Below are 14,578 nucleotides of genomic sequence, written 5' to 3'. Positions count from 1 at the left end.
TGGGTACGGATCGTGATCCGTACCCACCGTCTCTTCAGGATTCCACCGCCGAGGCGGCTCGTCCTCAGTTCTCTTCGGCAGCCTCTGGAGATGCTTCGTCCGCGGCTTCCGCGCTCTGCGCGTTCGCGTCGGCATCCTCGGCGGCGGCTTCTTCGGCGTCGTCACCGGCGGAGGTGAAGGCCTCCATGTCGACGACGTTTCCGGCGGTGTCCTTGACCGTGGCACCGGCAAGGACGGCGGCCAGGGCCTTGCGGCGCGAGACCTCGCCGACGAGGGCGTTGACCTGGCCGGAGCTGTCGAGCATCTGGGCGAACTCGTTGGGGTTCATTCCGTACTGCTGTGAAGCGGAGATCAGGTACTCGATGAGTTCGGGCTGGCTGACTTCGACGTTCTCGGCTTCGGAGACCGCATCGAGGATGAACTGCGTGCGCAGATTGCGCTCGGTCTCCTCGGTGACCTCCTTGCGGTGCTCGTCATCGTCCGAACGGTTCTCGGACTCGAGGTGACGCTCGACCTCGTCGGTGACAATCTTGGCCGGGACCGGGACGTCGAGGGTCTCGATGAGGTGTTCGAGGACCTTGTCTCGTGCCTGGACGCCCTGTTCGGTCTCCTTGGCCTTGCCGGCCTGGACGCGCAGGTCCTCCCGCAGTTCGTCGATCGTGTCGAACTCGCTGGCCAGCTGAGCGAAGTCGTCGTCGGCCTCGGGCAGTTCACGTTCCTTCACAGCGCCCAGGGTGATCTTCACAGTGCCCTGTTCGCCGGCGTGCTCGCCACCTGCGAAGGTGGTTTCGAAGGTCGTGGTCTCTCCGGCGGAGAGGCCGTCGAGCGCTTCGTCCATGCCTTCGAGCATCGTTCCGGCACCGACCTGGTAGGAGATGTCGGAGGCGGTGTCGATCTCTTCGTCACCGATGGTGGCGATGAGGTCGAGGGTGACGAAGTCGTCCTTGGCCGCGGGGCGATCGACGGCGACGAGTGTTCCGAAGCGGGTGCGCAGCTGCTCGAGCTCTTCGTCCACATCGGCGTCGGTGACCTCGATGGGGTCGACCTCGATGGAGATCGTGTCGTAGGCAGGCAGCGTGACCTCGGGGCGCACGTCGACCTCGACGGTGAAGCCGAGTTCGCCGTCTTCGGTTCCGTCGAGACCGGGAACCTCGGAGATCTCGACCTCGGGCTGGCCCATCGGCTTGAGGTCGTGCTCTTCGACCGCGTTGCGGTAGAAGTCGTCAAGACCGTTGTTGATGGCTTCTTGGATCACAGCAGGACGGCCGATGCGCTGATCGATGATGCGCGCGGGGACCTTGCCCTTACGGAACCCGGGGACGGTGACCTGGGCCCCGATGGTCTTGTATGCCTCGTCGACGCTCGGTTTGAGTTCGGCGTATGGGACTTCCACGCTGATCTTGACCCGGGTGGGGTCGAGTTGCTCGACGGAGCTCTTCACAGTGTGACCTTTCAAATTCGACAGTCATGCAATTTCGGTCATCTCCGACCTGATCATCCGGGTTCGTGACCGCAAACGGCCATCTCACAGCCTGATCGGTCATCTCGTGACCTTAGAGGGAGCGAAAGTCCACGAATAGTTCGCGCACGTCCGCAAGACGCAATCCCCTATGTTACGCGAAACCCCGCCCGATACGCGAAACCGGGGTGATTTCACGAGCTCGCTCCACCTCTGTGCCCGTAGAGTTCGTCGAGGGTGATGATGACATTGGCCGCCGTCCACGACAGCGGCGCCACGGAGACCGGAACGCCGTCCCCGCTGATCTTCTCCGGCAGAGACCCTGCGCTCGTGCGGTGTTCTGCCAGCCAGTCGAGAATCGATTCGGCCCGCTCGCTGAGCCCGAGGCGCGCGAAGCCGAGCCCCATGAGCGACGTCGACGGCGTCCAGCTGGACCGGTCGATGATCCAGCCGTGTCCGGGCTTGATCCCTCCGGCCGGCTGTTCGAGGCGGTCCCAGACTCCGGCGAGAAGCTCGGGTTCGAGCGCGTAGATCCCCTCTGATCGCTCCGGCACGAGCCCGGCCGCTGGCAGGTAGGCAATGGCCGAATCCGAACCGCCCGAGGTGGGGTACCGCTGCATCCCATTGGCTCCGAAGGTCCGAGCGAAGGTCGCACGAAAATCATCCGCTGCGAGCAGGACGGCTGCCGCGTCCTCGCCGAGGCGACTCCACAGATCCCCATCAGCCTTGGTCAGTGCGGTGAGTGAGTTCATCCCGACCAGAGTCGGCCCGGCCAGGCCGAGTGAGACCTGGGATTCTCCGACTTCCCAATAGTCAGGGCCGACCGGAGGCAGGCTGCGACCGCGATCGGTGAGATCGAAGAGACGCCGAGTGGTCCGTCGCAGAAGGTCATCGAACTCACCGAGGTCGAACTGCGCGGCCATTGCTGTGGACACCGAATGCACTTCGGAGATCGCCCACAGGGCGAGACCGAGGGAGTCGAACTGCGACTCGCGATCGTCCGGGGCCAGCCCGGTCGACGGGTCGACGCGGGCGGCGAACGACCCGTCGACCGCCTGTACGGACTGCAGGCAGCGCAGATGGCTCCATGACAGTTCCGACAACCCGACCCGCGCCAGAGCCACTGCAGAGAACGCGGTGTCCCGCGGCCAGACATAACGCCAGGCATCGGCCCATCCGGCGACCGGCGCGGGCAGCTCGTCACTGAGGACCCATAGGTCGAGCAGGGCGGAGACAGCGAGGTCGCGGCGATGGGCAGGCAGAGATCCCAGCCACGATTCGCATCTGTCGAGGAATTCCCGCTGCCTCCGGGCCGGGCCCGGATCGGACAGATCCGGCATGACTCGTGACTGTGCGGGCAGGCGTCGCGCGGCGACGGCGTCGAGGGCTTCACGCCGACCCGATCCGGTGTAGGCGGCGGTGACCGAGCGGACGGGATCCGGTTGGGCCGCCTCGGCGAGGGCTGCGGTGATCGCCGAACCGAGACCGATCACACCGATCCCGGCGACCGCTCCGGTGAGCATCGCTCGCCGGCTGGGCCGCGCGATAGCGGACGCAATGTCCCGCTCATCGCGAGAGGGCGTGCTCTGCGGCGGCTGATCCACTGTGGTCATCTGAGGATCTTACCCGTCCGAGAACGAAGAAACCGGCCTGACTATCAGGTCAGACCGGTTCGTGGAGGGGATGACGGGAATCGAACCCGCACCATCAGTTTGGAAGACTGAGGCTCTACCATTGAGCTACATCCCCGTGTTGCGAGTTCGACTATAGTCGAGAACTTCACCGAGCGCCAAATCCACATTCGGTGACCTGCGTCACTCCTGCGATCTCACTGTGAGGTGCGTCGCATTGACGGGTTTGCGCGATTCGCAAGGTGCACGTCGCGACCCGCCTGTGGTTAGATAGGAGCCGTCGCGGGATGTGGCGCAGCTTGGTAGCGCATCTGTTTTGGGAACAGAGGGTCGCAGGTTCAAATCCTGTCATCCCGACAGACTTCAGCCGCCCGGACCAATCGGTCCGGGCGGCTTCTTCATGTCCCGACACGCTTGCCTGAGGTCAGCCTGATGTCGCTGCCGCCGCTCACGCCTCGAAGTCGATGACCTGCCTGACGACCGTCCCGTCGGAGAGCGCGTCGAAGGCCTCGTTGAGGTCGTTCAGCTTGATCGTGTCGGAGATGAGCTCCTCGACGGGCAGCTTGCCTTCTCTCCACAGCTGAGCATAGACGGGGATATCCCGACTCGGCACGGCCGAACCCAGATAGGAGCCGATCACGGTCCGGGCCTCGGCTGTCAGGGTCACCGGGGTGATGTGAGACTGCGCATCCGGGGCTGGCAACCCCACCGTCACAGTCGTCCCACCGACAGCTGTGGCCGTGAACGCGGTCTCGAAGGCCCGAGCATGCCCGACGCATTCGATGACGATCGGCGCTGTCCTCTGGCCAAGCTGCTCGGGGGTGTAGACCTCGACGGCGCCGAGTTCCTTCGCCCGCACCAGCTTATCGGGGTTCGCGTCGACGCCGATGACTCCGGCGGTCTCGATCGACAGAGCCGTGATGAGCGCGGCCATTCCGACTCCGCCGAGGCCGACGATCATCACCTCGTCATCCGGTCCCGGCCGTCCCGCGTTGAGCACCGCTCCCCCGCCGGTGAGCACGGCGCAGCCGAGCACCGCAGCGATGGAGGCGGGAACATCGGCGCCGACGGGAACCACTGATGCCCGGTTGACCACTGCGTGAGTGGCGAACACGGACGCACCGAGGTGGTGGAGCACCTCGGCGCCGGAGTCGTCGTGGAGACGCACCTTGTGTCCGTCGAACGGCAGGGTCCCGGCTCCGTTCGTCGCACTGCCAGGCGTGCAGGGCAGCTTCCCGTCAGTGCGGCAGTTCGCGCATTCCCCGCATCGCGGCAGGAACACCGTGACGACCTGCTGCCCGATCTCGAGATCATCGACGCCGTCGCCGAGTTTCTCGACGATTCCCGCCCCTTCGTGACCGAGCAGCATTGGCAGCGGGCGGGGCCTGTTGCCATCGACGACGGAGAGGTCCGAATGGCAGACTCCTGCAGCCGTCATCCGGATGAGCATCTCACCGGGACCCGGCGCATCGAGTTCGAGGCTCTCTACCGCAATCGGCTTCGACTGCGCAAAGGGCCGAGGCCGTTCCATCTCTCGCAGCACAGCGCCCTGTATCTTCACAGTGCTCTCCCTCTCACAGAGCCTGCTGGCCCTGCTCCTCGTATTTCGCCATGATGTCGATGCGACGTTCGTGGCGCTCATCGCCGGAGAACGGTTCGGCCAGGAAGGCGTCGACGATGGCGATGGCCTCGGCTTCGGGGTTCTGGCGGGCACCGACGGCGACGATCTGAGCATTGTTGTGCTGACGGGCCAGCTTCGAGATCTCCGGGTTCCAGGCCAGAGCGGTGCGTGCGCCCTTGACGAGGTTCGCGGCCATCTGTTCGCCGTTGCCCGAACCGCCGATCACAACGCCGAGAGCGTCGACACCGGCTGCCTGGTCATCGACGACGCCCTGTGCCGCAGCGATGCAGAATGCCGGGTAGTCATCGAGAGCGTCATACTCGTGGGCGCCGTGGTCGACGACTTCGTGTCCTGCGGTCTCGAGATGAGCCTTGAGGACCTCTTTGAATTCGAATCCGGCGTGGTCGGTGCCGAGGTGAACCTTCATATCTGTGCCTTTCGGTGGGATCTGGTGATCGATTGATCCCGTGCATGGACGGGACTGCGCAGCTGGGCTGGACGCCTCAGCTGAGCGTGACTGAGAGCCTCAGTCGAAGTTCGGGCCCTGGTCACGGGTGCGCTTGAGTTCGAAGAATCCCGGCGTCGAGGCGACCGCGAGAACTCCGTCGAAGAGCCGTCCGGCGTCCTCTCCCTTTGGAGCGGGAGTGACGACGGGACCGAAGAATGCGGTTCCGGCAACCCGGCAGATCGGTGTGCCGACATCGTCGCCGACCAAGCTCAGAGCCTCGTCATGGGAGGCCTGGAGCTGTGCATCGTAGTCGTCGGTCTCGCCGTACTTCATCAGCTCGGCGGGCAGCTGCAGTTCGGTGAGCGCCTCGGAGACGGCTTTCTCGAAATCCTTCTCCCCTCCAGGGTGGATGCGAGTGCCGATCGCGGTGTAGAGCGGTTCGGTGATCTCCTCACCGTGCTCGGCGATCGCGGCCGTGACGATGCGCATCGGGGCCAGGGCCCGGTTCATCAGCGCCCGGTAGTCCTCAGGAATGTCCTTGTCACGGTTGAGGAAGTTCAGGCTCATCGGGTGGAACTTCACCTCGATGTCGCGGACCTTCGCCACTTCGAGACCCCAGCGTGAGGTCATCCATGCCCACGGGCAGGCCGTGTCGAACCACAGATCGAGTGTTTCTCTGCTCACAGTCTCTCCTCTGTCGCAAGCTTGTGGGCCCCGTGCCGGGCACCCTTCGTGTCGGTGTTCAATCTATCAAGACCAGCCGAATGCGGGGACTGCGGTCGAATCGTGATCAGTGCTGCCGTTATCACCGCACCTGGGCGCGTCCATGAAAGAATGACCGGGTACATCCGGTTCCCGAAGCGAAGGTCACCTCACTGTGCCGCAACACAATCTCAGCCGCAGCGAAGCGCGCGAACGTTCCGCCATCGTGGACGTCTCGAGCTACGAGCACACTCTGATCCTCACAGGAGTCGGTGAGAGCTTCCGTGTCCGTTCACGCATCCGCTTCACCGCAGCACCGGAGTCGACGACGTTCATCGACGCCATCACCGCCAGTGTCGAACGCGTGCACCTCAACGGCGCCGACCTCGACCTCGCCAAGGTGGTCGCACCGGCTCGCATCACCCTTCCGGGTCTTGCCGCTGAGAACGAACTCATCGTCGACGCCCATTTCACGTATATGAACACCGGAGAAGGTCTGCACCGATTCGTAGATCCGATCGATGACGAGATCTACCTCTACTCCCAGTTCGAGGTCCCCGACGCCCGACGTGTCTTCCCCGTGTTCGAGCAGCCTGATATCAAATCTCCCTTCTCCTTCACCGTCGTCGCACCGGAGAAATGGACCGTCGTCTCGAACTCCCCCACTCCGACACCGAGCGACCCGAAGGAGACCTTCGCCGAGCTCGGAGAGACACCGCAGGAGGGCATGGCCGTGTGGCAGTTCGCCCCCACCACGCCGATCTCGTCGTACATCACCGCGATCATCGCCGGTCCGTATGAATCTGTGCATTCGCAGCTGACTTCCTCCGACGGTTCGATTGTTCCTCTGGGACTGTACTGCCGCGCGTCCCTGCTTGAGCACCTCGATGCGACGAAGCTGTTTCGGATCACGAAGGCCGGCTTCGAGTTCTTCGAACGGGAGTTCGGTGTCGCCTATCCGTTCGAGAAGTACGATCAGCTCTTCGTGCCCGAGTTCAATGCCGGAGCGATGGAGAATGCCGGTGCCGTGACGATCCTCGAGAACTATGTGTTCCGGTCCCGACCTACCGAGGCTCTCGTCGAACGCCGGACGGTGACGATCCTCCACGAGCTCGCCCATATGTGGTTCGGCGATCTTGTGACGATGCGCTGGTGGAACGATCTGTGGCTCAACGAGTCCTTCGCCGAATTCATGTCGACCCTGGCGACAGCGGAGGCCACCGAGTTCGCCGATGCGTGGACGACCTTCGCCACGATCGAGAAGTCCTGGGCCTACCGTCAGGATCAGCTGCCGAGCACTCACCCGATCGTCGCCCCCATCGAGGACCTCGCCGACGTCGAGGTCAACTTCGACGGAATCACCTACGCCAAGGGCGCTTCCGTGCTCAAACAGCTCGTGGCCTGGGTCGGTCGAGACGAATTCTTCTCCGGTCTCAAGAACTACTTCGACAAGCACGCATGGTCGAACACCGAGCTCTCAGACCTCCTCACCGAGCTCGAATCCACCTCGGGCCGCGATCTGGAGAGCTGGTCGAAGCTGTGGCTCGAAGAGTCCGGGGTCAACCTCCTCGAAGCCGTCGTCACCACTGAGGCCGGTGATGGCACGGCAGAGGCATCGGGAACGGACGAGCAGACGATCTCGCGCCTGCTCGTGACTCAGAAGCCTTGGTCGATTGCGGGACAGCCCGCCCCATCGCTGCGTCCGCACCGATTGGCCGTCGGCTTCTATAAGGACAACGGACAGGGACGTCTGCAACGCACCTATTCGTTCCCCCTCGACATCGACGGAGAATCGGCAGAAGTGGACGAGGCCCGAGGCCTGGCTCTGCCCGATGTCGTCGTCGTCAACGACGCCGATCTCAGCTATGCGAAGGTCCGCTTCGACGCCCGCAGCATGGAAACGGCGGCGAACAGACTGGGTGACTTCGACGATTCGCTCACCCAGCTCCTCGTGCTGGCAACGCTGTGGGATGAGGTTCGTGACGGCGAACGGCCCGTCCACGACTACATCAACACCGTGCTCACCCACCTGAGCGCCATCACCCATTCCTCCGGACTGCTCACACAGATGCGTCAGCTCGACACCGCGATCGCATCCTATCTGCCCCCACGGGAGCGGGAGCAGATGCACGCCCAGGTGTCCGACCGGTTCATCGAACTGCTCGAAACCACCGAGGAGGGAACGGACCAAGCGTTCCAGTTCGTGCGAGGGTTCATCCGCCATGCAACCACATCCGTTCAGCTGGACCGGTTGAAGTCCTGGCTGCGCCCCGACACGGAACGCATCTATGGGATCGCTCTGGACACGGACCTGACCTGGGAGATCATCATCGGGCTGTGCTCGAACGACGCCGTCGACGATTCGATCGTCGAGGAGATGAGCCGGCAGGATCCCAGCGCCACCGGTGTGCGCCACGCCGCGACCGCGCGCGCCTCCCGGCCCACCTCGGCGTCGAAGTCGCAGACCTTCATACGAATGGTCGACGATGCGAATCTGCCGAACTCGGAGCTCGGCGCGCTCGCGCTGGGCTTCGGAACCGGTCTGCAGACGGCCTCCGGAGACCTCATCACCGCAGAGTCACCGCTGCGGTCGTTCGCCGACGAATACTTCGCACGTGTCGCCGGTTGGTGGGAGACGCGCACGCTGGAGATGGCGCAGACGATGACTCTGCGGCTGTATCCGCCGGTGAGTTCTGCCACAGTCGACGCCACCTCACGGTGGCTCGAGAATCACCCCTCCGCGCCGAAGGGCCTGGTCCGTCTGATGAATGAGAACCTCGCCGATGCGAACCGCGCTCTGCAGGTTCAGCGTGTGTCCAGCGCTTCCAAGGGATCATTGAACCTTCACAGCTAGGCTCGAACGATCATGACTTCTGTTTCAATAGATTCCACTGTTCAGAACGCAAGTGAATTCGACTGGGGGGCCTTCCTTCTCGGCGCGCCGCTGAAGATCACCGTGATCATCATCGGCGCGATCGTCATCAACCTCGTCATCCGGCTCTTCATCCGCCGGTTCACCACAGCGGTGGCCAAGGGCACCGTCGGCAGCGAGAAAGCCGAAAGCGCCGGTCGCACGAAATTCTCCGCCACCGCGATGGAGGCTCAGCGGACCGGAATCGATGAGCAGACGATCAAAGCACGCCGGGCCCAGCGGGCGAAGACCGTGGGGCGGATGCTGTCGTCCGTGACGACGATCCTCGTCAGCGTCATTGCGGTCCTCATGATCCTTGATGCGCTGAGCTTCAATATCGCCCCGATCCTCGCTTCTGCCGGCATCGCCGGTGTTGCCATCGCCTTCGGTGCCCAGGAACTCGTCCGCGACTATCTGTCGGGATTCTTCATCGTCATCGAAGACCAGTACGGAATCGGTGACACCGTCGACCTCGGCGAAGCCGTCGGCGAAGTCGAGGACGTCGGTTTGCGCCGCACCCAGATCCGTGACCTCACCGGCACCCTGTGGCATGTGCGCAACGGCGAGATCCTGCGTGTGGGCAACCTGTCCCAGGGCTGGGCTCGTGCCGTGCTCGACATCCCGCTCGACTACCGGACCTCGATGGATGAGTACCGCGAGATGACCGCGGACATCACGCGCACTCTGCGGAAGGATCCCGAGCTGGCCAATGCGATGTTGGAGGATCCCGAGATCGCCGGCGTCCAGTCGCTGTCGGGCTCCCACCGGGTCATCCGCACCATGGTCAAGACCAAGCCGAACCTGCAGTGGATGGTCGAGCGTGCCTTCCGTGCCGAACTGATGACCCAGCTGGCCAAGCGCGGCGGACAGATCGGTATGGTGCAGGAGACGGTTCTGCGCACCCTGCCCGCTCAGGAGAAGGCGATGGCTCCGGCAGTCGCCGAGGATTCCGAGAATCCCTCGCCTCTGCCCAGTGACCAGGAGATCCGCAGCAACGTGCAGGAGGACTCCCCCAGTGAAGGATCGAGCGATGTCGCAGACAACTGACGGTTCCATCTTCGAGGCCGTCGGCGGGCACGACACGTTCACCCGCCTCGTCGACGTGTTCTACCAGCATGTCGATGCGGATGCTCAGCTCATTGCGATGTATCCCGACGGCCATGAGCTGGAGGGGGCGAAGCAACGTCTGCAGATGTTCCTCGAGCAGTACTTCGGGGGTCCGTCGACCTACCAGGAGCAGCGAGGTCACCCGCGACTGCGGATGCGGCATTTCGACTATCCGATCGATTTCGATGCCCGGGACCGCTGGCTGCGGTGCATGCGTGCGGCTCTCGACGATGTGAGCCTGCCGCCGCTGTACGACGAGATGTTCTGGGACTACTTCCAGCGGGCAGCGACCGCGATGGTGAATACGAACCCGAACATCCGCTGATCACAGTCCGCGGGCACGCGTGAGAAGGTGACCGCCTGGGGCCACAAGTCGCAGCCAGCCTCCGGCTTCCATGATGCGCAGCTGACGGTTGTCGTCTCGACCCGCGGGTGGAATGAAGCGCAGCGCAGCGGCGGCAAAGGCCAATCCTCCTGGCATCCCGGTTCCCTGCTCGCCCGCCATCGGACGTGACCACACGCGTGAACGCAGAGCCTTGACCGCGTGTCCACCGGAACCGTCGGGCGCACCGGTGCTGATCTCGGCGATCCCTGACTCCGCAGTCTCGTGGAGCCGCCCGACGCTGATCGTGTCGTATTCTGACCAGCCTCCGCGCGGAGGCGCGATCCCGGTCCACGACACGAGCACCGAGTTCGGCGGCACCGGCAGAGTGGTTCCATTCTCGTCGCGGGCGAAGCGGTCGAGCAGATTCGACAGCGGCACCGCCTCGTCGAATCCGTCTTGTTCGTGGTCGCCCAGGCGCAGCATTCGCATGGCCAGCACGAGCGGTGTCGAATCGCCGAGTCCGTGCGGGAACAACGGTGCCACGGTGACGGCCAGGACGTCGGAGGCGACCTGCAGTCGCATCGCTCCGTCAGCATCTGCCCTGTGGGCCAGAGAAGCGAAGGCGGAGAGATCCCGCATCGCCAGCGGGTCGCTGATCTGCAGATCCGTCATCGTCGGGCCCTCCGCAGCGGCACGGGTGTACCGAGCACCGATTCCATGGCTAGGGTCTCGGCTTGCCTGAGGCGTCGCGGCCGGCCGCTGTCGATGTCGATGAAGACGATGACGGTCTCGGCGACCGTGTAGGTGCGCGAACCGTCCGGTTCGCAGATGACATAGCCCACTGTCACCGAGGCGGGTCGCACATCGCTGATGACGAGATCGACCGCTATGGGTCCGGTCCGATAGGGAATCGGGGCACGGTATTCGATTGCGTGGGAGGCCACGAGCAGCTCGGTGGTGGCAGAGGCGTCGGCGAAGATCGTCGGTATCTCGACCCCGCTGACCGTCTCGGACACCCCATGCTGTCCCGGCGTGGTCGGTGCATCGGAGCTGTGGGTGGGAGAGCCGAGGGCACGGACGCGCGCCTCTTCCAGCAGTTTGAGCTGGGTGACGTTGTTCACATGGCCGTAGGCGTCCATATCACCCCATCTCAGTTCCAACAGTACGCGGGTGAATTCGTCGAGAAGGGGGTTGGTGGCGCCAGAGTGCATGCCTCCCATCATGCCACCTTCATCACGACGGTGCCGCACGCGATAGGATCGTGACTCGTACGCACGATTGGCCCAGTCATCCGAGGGAGAAGCCCATGACCGACGAAGCATCCTCCGAAGCGGAGGCGAACGTAGCTCGGCTGCACGAGATCCTCGATCTGCGCCGGCTCGAGTTCACTGCGGCGTCCAGCGAAACGGACTTCTTCATCGGGCACAGCCAGTACAAACCTGACGGTCGGGTCTTCGGCGGGCAGGTGCTCGCACAGTGTGTCGTCGCAGCCGCTGCCACACTTCCCAGTGACCGCCTGATCCATTCGCTTCACGGATATTTCCTGCGCGCCGGCGATGTCAGTGAGCCTATCGAATTCGGCGTCGAGCGGCTGCGTGATGGCCGTTCGTTCTCTGCCCGCCGCGTCCACGCTTATCAGAAGGGCTCGCCGATCCTGTCATTGAGCGCTTCGTTCCAGGACGACCAACCGGGTCTCAGCCATGCCGAGCAGATGCCGACCGGTCTGCCGGCTCCCGAGGACTGCCCGGAACTGCTTGACTATATCGGCGATGAGGATTCTCCGGTCGTCAGCGACTGGCTGCGGAAGCGTCCCTTCGAAGTCCGTCCTGTCGAGCCGTCTCTGCACACCTCGGAATTCTCGGATCCTTCGATCACCGAACAGCATTCCTGGTTCCGGGCCAGTTCGAAGTTCGGAGACGATCCGGTGCTCAATGCCGCGGCTCTGGCCTATGCCAGTGACTTCAACCTGCTCGAACCGGTTCTTCGTCATCACGAGCTGACGTGGCGAACCCCGGGGCTGCGGGTGGCCAGCCTCGACCATGCGATGTGGTGGCACCACCGGGTGCGCGTCGACGACTGGATGCTCTATGTGCAGGAGTCTCCTGCCGCACAGGGTGGACGCGGTCTCGGCTACGGCCGTATCTTCGCTCAGGACGGAACCCTGCTGGCCACTGTGGCCCAGGAAGGCATGGTGCGGGTCAAGGAGGTTCAGTGACGAGTAAGGACCCGACGATGATGGACATCATCGGCACCATCCTCAGCCGACTGGTCAACCTGGCGCTTTTTCTCGTCATCGGGCTGCTCAGCCTCGTGGCGTTCATGGGACGCACGGATCTGCATATGGCGGTCTGCGGGCTGTTGGCCCTCGTATGTGGAGTCATCGGCACGATTCTCGTCCGTCTGCTGTTCAGAGGGATCGCGAACCTCGGCGGACTCGCCCGCCGCTCAGAGGACTGACTCTTCTCCTCACGCGGTCGCGGCTTCGGGCCGGCCCGTTTTGGACGGTGCGCCAGCGGATGCAGCGCACGTCTCCCACCGATTCTGTGCGGGCGCGTTCATCGTCCACATGTTCCGCACGGATACAGTGATGCCCCGGTCTCTATGACCGGGGCATGACTGTATCCGAAAGATGCGAAAGAAGAGTCGGAACCGGTTCGGCTCCCACCGAACTGAGCTCAGTCTCGGGTGAGACGACGGTGGGTGACTCGGTGCGGGCGGGCCGCATCTTCGCCGAGTCGCTCGACCTTGTTCTTCTCATAGGCTTCGAAGTTGCCTTCGAACCAGTACCAGTTCGCCGGGTTCTCTTCGGTGCCCTCCCACGCGAGGATGTGCGTGGCCACACGGTCGAGGAACCAGCGATCGTGCGAGACGACCACGGCGCAGCCGGGGAACTCGAGCAGGGCGTTCTCCAGCGAGCCGAGGGTTTCGACATCGAGGTCGTTCGTCGGCTCATCGAGCAGGAGCAGGTTTCCGCCCTGTTTGAGGGTGAGTGCGAGGTTGAGGCGGTTGCGCTCACCGCCGGAGAGGACTCCGGCCTTCTTCTGCTGGTCCGGCCCTTTGAATCCGAACGCGGAGACATAGGCACGGGAGGGCATCTCCACCTTGCCGACCTGGATGAAGTCGAGCCCGTCGGAGACGACCTCCCATAGGTTCTTGTCCGGATCGATTCCGCCGCGGGACTGGTCGACATAGGAGATCTTCACGGTCTCTCCGACCTTGAGATCTCCGCCGTCGAGCTCTTCCATGCCGACGATCGTCTTGAACAGCGTCGACTTTCCGACGCCGTTGGGTCCGATCACGCCGACGATGCCGTTGCGCGGCAGGGAGAAGCTCAGGCCGTCGATGAGTTTGCGCCCATCGAAGCCCTTTTCGATCTTGTCCGCTTCGATGACGACATCACCGAGGCGGGGGCCGGCTGGAATCTGAATCTCTTCGAAGTCGAGCTTCTGCGTCTTCTCCGCCTCGGCGGCCATCTCCTCGTAGCGGGCCAGACGGGCCTTCGACTTCGTCTGCTTCGCCTTCGGGTTCGAACGCACCCATTCGAGTTCGTCTTTCAGCCGCTTGGCGAGTTTCGCGTCCTTCTTGCCCTGGACCTGAAGGCGCTCCTGCTTCTTCTCGAGGTAAGTCGAGTAGTTGCCCTCATAGGGGTAGAGATGCCCACGGTCGACTTCAGCGATCCATTCGGCCACGTGGTCGAGGAAGTACCTATCGTGGGTGATCGCGATGACAGCGCCTGGGTAGGTCTTCAGGTGCTGCTCGAGCCACAGCACCGATTCCGCATCGAGGTGGTTCGTCGGCTCATCGAGGAGCAGCAGATCGGGCTTCTCGAGCAGAAGCTTGCACAGTGCCACACGGCGACGTTCACCACCGGAGAGTACAGAGACGTCCGCGTCCGGCGGCGGGCACCGCAGAGCGTCCATCGCCTGTTCGAGCTGGGAGTCGAGATCCCAAGCGTCAGCGGCGTCGATGGCCTCCTGCAACTTGCCCATCTCTTCCATGAGGGCGTCGAAGTCCGCATCGGGATCGGCCATCTCCTCGGAGATGGCATTGAAACGATCGACCTTTGCCTTGATCTCGCCGACGCCTTCTTCGACGTTGCCGAGGACGGTCTTCTCTTCATTCAGGGGCGGCTCCTGCATGAGGATGCCCACCGAGTACCCCGGGCTGAGTCGAGCTTCACCGTTGGAGGGCTGCTCGATACCCGCCATGATCTTCAGAATGGTTGATTTGCCGGCGCCGTTGGGGCCGACCATACCGATCTTCGCTCCGGGGTAGAACGACATCGATACATCGTCGAGGATGACTTTGTCACCGTGCGCTTTGCGCGCCTTGTGCATGGTGTAGATGAATTCGGCCATAGTGCACTCAGGCTAT

Annotated in this window: 13 protein-coding genes and 2 tRNA genes; 6 read left to right on the top strand and 9 right to left on the bottom strand. The window is 63.6% G+C overall.

Features of this window, described 5'->3' with window-relative positions; genetic code table 11:
- Positions 1-64: 64 nt before the first annotated feature.
- The 3 genes from tig to D3I60_RS13545 form a co-directional block, all read right to left on the bottom strand.
- On the bottom strand, positions 65-1,441 hold the full coding sequence (gene tig, locus D3I60_RS13555) for a trigger factor (RefSeq protein ID WP_262776814.1): 1,377 nt from the start codon (positions 1,439-1,441) through the stop codon (positions 65-67).
- A gap of 212 nt (positions 1,442-1,653) precedes the next feature.
- Complete coding sequence (locus D3I60_RS13550; protein ID WP_262776813.1) at positions 1,654-3,072, bottom strand: hypothetical protein; 1,419 nt, start codon at positions 3,070-3,072, stop codon at positions 1,654-1,656.
- 62 nt (positions 3,073-3,134) lie between these two features.
- Positions 3,135-3,208 (bottom strand) — tRNA-Gly (locus tag D3I60_RS13545).
- Positions 3,209-3,373: 165 nt separating this feature from the next.
- Between D3I60_RS13545 and D3I60_RS13540 the strand changes: the two genes are divergently transcribed.
- Positions 3,374-3,447: transfer RNA gene (locus D3I60_RS13540), tRNA-Pro, on the top strand.
- A gap of 91 nt (positions 3,448-3,538) precedes the next feature.
- On the opposite strand, the gene D3I60_RS13535 is transcribed toward D3I60_RS13540, so the two are convergent.
- The 3 genes from D3I60_RS13535 to D3I60_RS13525 form a co-directional block, all read right to left on the bottom strand.
- Positions 3,539-4,651, bottom strand: a complete 1,113-nt coding sequence (locus tag D3I60_RS13535) for an alcohol dehydrogenase catalytic domain-containing protein (protein ID WP_262776812.1) — start codon at positions 4,649-4,651, stop codon at positions 3,539-3,541.
- A 13-nt stretch (positions 4,652-4,664) separates the two neighbouring features.
- The gene (locus D3I60_RS13530) at positions 4,665-5,138 is read right to left on the bottom strand and encodes a ribose-5-phosphate isomerase (RefSeq protein WP_262776811.1); all 474 of its coding nucleotides are present in this window, start codon (positions 5,136-5,138) and stop codon (positions 4,665-4,667) included.
- A 99-nt stretch (positions 5,139-5,237) separates the two neighbouring features.
- Positions 5,238-5,843, bottom strand: coding sequence for a mycothiol-dependent nitroreductase Rv2466c family protein (locus tag D3I60_RS13525; RefSeq protein ID WP_346659572.1), 606 nt, complete (start codon positions 5,841-5,843; stop codon positions 5,238-5,240).
- 193 nt (positions 5,844-6,036) lie between these two features.
- Here D3I60_RS13525 and pepN point away from each other — a divergent pair, with 193 nt between their 5' ends.
- Genes pepN through D3I60_RS13510 form a run of 3 tightly spaced genes read left to right on the top strand, consistent with a single transcriptional unit; the run spans position 6,037 to position 10,204 of the window.
- The gene (pepN, locus tag D3I60_RS13520) at positions 6,037-8,715 is read left to right on the top strand and encodes an aminopeptidase N (RefSeq protein ID WP_262776810.1); all 2,679 of its coding nucleotides are present in this window, start codon (positions 6,037-6,039) and stop codon (positions 8,713-8,715) included.
- A 12-nt stretch (positions 8,716-8,727) separates the two neighbouring features.
- Positions 8,728-9,819, top strand: a complete 1,092-nt coding sequence (locus D3I60_RS13515; protein ID WP_262776809.1) for a mechanosensitive ion channel family protein — start codon at positions 8,728-8,730, stop codon at positions 9,817-9,819.
- Positions 9,803-10,204, top strand: coding sequence for a globin (locus D3I60_RS13510; RefSeq protein ID WP_173154004.1), 402 nt, complete (start codon positions 9,803-9,805; stop codon positions 10,202-10,204). Before D3I60_RS13515 ends, D3I60_RS13510 begins: the two co-directional genes overlap by 17 nt.
- Here the strand turns inward: D3I60_RS13510 and D3I60_RS13505 are convergent, their stop codons facing one another.
- Both D3I60_RS13505 and D3I60_RS13500 read right to left on the bottom strand, forming a co-directional pair.
- Positions 10,205-10,876: a hypothetical protein gene (locus tag D3I60_RS13505; protein WP_262776808.1), complete on the bottom strand. Its 672-nt coding sequence runs from the start codon at positions 10,874-10,876 to the stop codon at positions 10,205-10,207.
- Positions 10,873-11,415 carry an acyl-CoA thioesterase gene (locus D3I60_RS13500; RefSeq protein WP_262776807.1) on the bottom strand — a complete coding sequence of 181 codons (543 nt, stop codon included), beginning with the start codon at positions 11,413-11,415 and terminating at the stop codon, positions 10,873-10,875. Before D3I60_RS13500 ends, D3I60_RS13505 begins: the two co-directional genes overlap by 4 nt.
- Positions 11,416-11,510: 95 nt before the next feature.
- Between D3I60_RS13500 and D3I60_RS13495 the strand changes: the two genes are divergently transcribed.
- Together D3I60_RS13495 and D3I60_RS13490 are read left to right on the top strand one after the other, a co-directional pair.
- Entirely contained in the window at positions 11,511-12,419 is a 909-nt protein-coding gene (locus D3I60_RS13495; protein WP_262776806.1) for an acyl-CoA thioesterase, read from the top strand.
- Positions 12,416-12,661, top strand: coding sequence for a hypothetical protein (locus D3I60_RS13490; RefSeq protein WP_262776805.1), 246 nt, complete (start codon positions 12,416-12,418; stop codon positions 12,659-12,661). Before D3I60_RS13495 ends, D3I60_RS13490 begins: the two co-directional genes overlap by 4 nt.
- 218 nt (positions 12,662-12,879) lie before the next feature.
- On the opposite strand, the gene ettA is transcribed toward D3I60_RS13490, so the two are convergent.
- Positions 12,880-14,562 (bottom strand): energy-dependent translational throttle protein EttA, encoded by a 1,683-nt coding sequence (ettA, locus tag D3I60_RS13485; protein WP_262776804.1) that lies wholly within the window; start codon positions 14,560-14,562, stop codon positions 12,880-12,882.
- Positions 14,563-14,578 lie beyond the last annotated feature (16 nt).

This window comes from Brevibacterium permense (genome assembly GCF_025506275.1).
Lineage (GTDB): Bacteria > Actinomycetota > Actinomycetes > Actinomycetales > Brevibacteriaceae > Brevibacterium > Brevibacterium permense_A.
Note: the sequence above shows the minus strand (reverse complement) of the source record. Positions and strands in the feature narration are given on the sequence as shown.

Excerpts from the sequence above, each read along its gene's own strand:
- D3I60_RS13550 (WP_262776813.1), bottom strand. The coding sequence starts at position 3,072 with ATGACCACAGTGGATCAGCCGCCGCAGAGCACGCCCTCTCGCGATGAG.
- D3I60_RS13530 (WP_262776811.1), bottom strand. The coding sequence starts at position 5,138 with ATGAAGGTTCACCTCGGCACCGACCACGCCGGATTCGAATTCAAAGAG.
- D3I60_RS13515 (WP_262776809.1), top strand. The coding sequence starts at position 8,728 with ATGACTTCTGTTTCAATAGATTCCACTGTTCAGAACGCAAGTGAATTC.
- D3I60_RS13510 (WP_173154004.1), top strand. The coding sequence starts at position 9,803 with ATGTCGCAGACAACTGACGGTTCCATCTTCGAGGCCGTCGGCGGGCAC.
- D3I60_RS13505 (WP_262776808.1), bottom strand. The coding sequence starts at position 10,876 with ATGACGGATCTGCAGATCAGCGACCCGCTGGCGATGCGGGATCTCTCC.
- D3I60_RS13500 (WP_262776807.1), bottom strand. The coding sequence starts at position 11,415 with ATGCACTCTGGCGCCACCAACCCCCTTCTCGACGAATTCACCCGCGTA.
- D3I60_RS13495 (WP_262776806.1), top strand. The coding sequence starts at position 11,511 with ATGACCGACGAAGCATCCTCCGAAGCGGAGGCGAACGTAGCTCGGCTG.
- ettA (WP_262776804.1), bottom strand. The coding sequence starts at position 14,562 with ATGGCCGAATTCATCTACACCATGCACAAGGCGCGCAAAGCGCACGGT.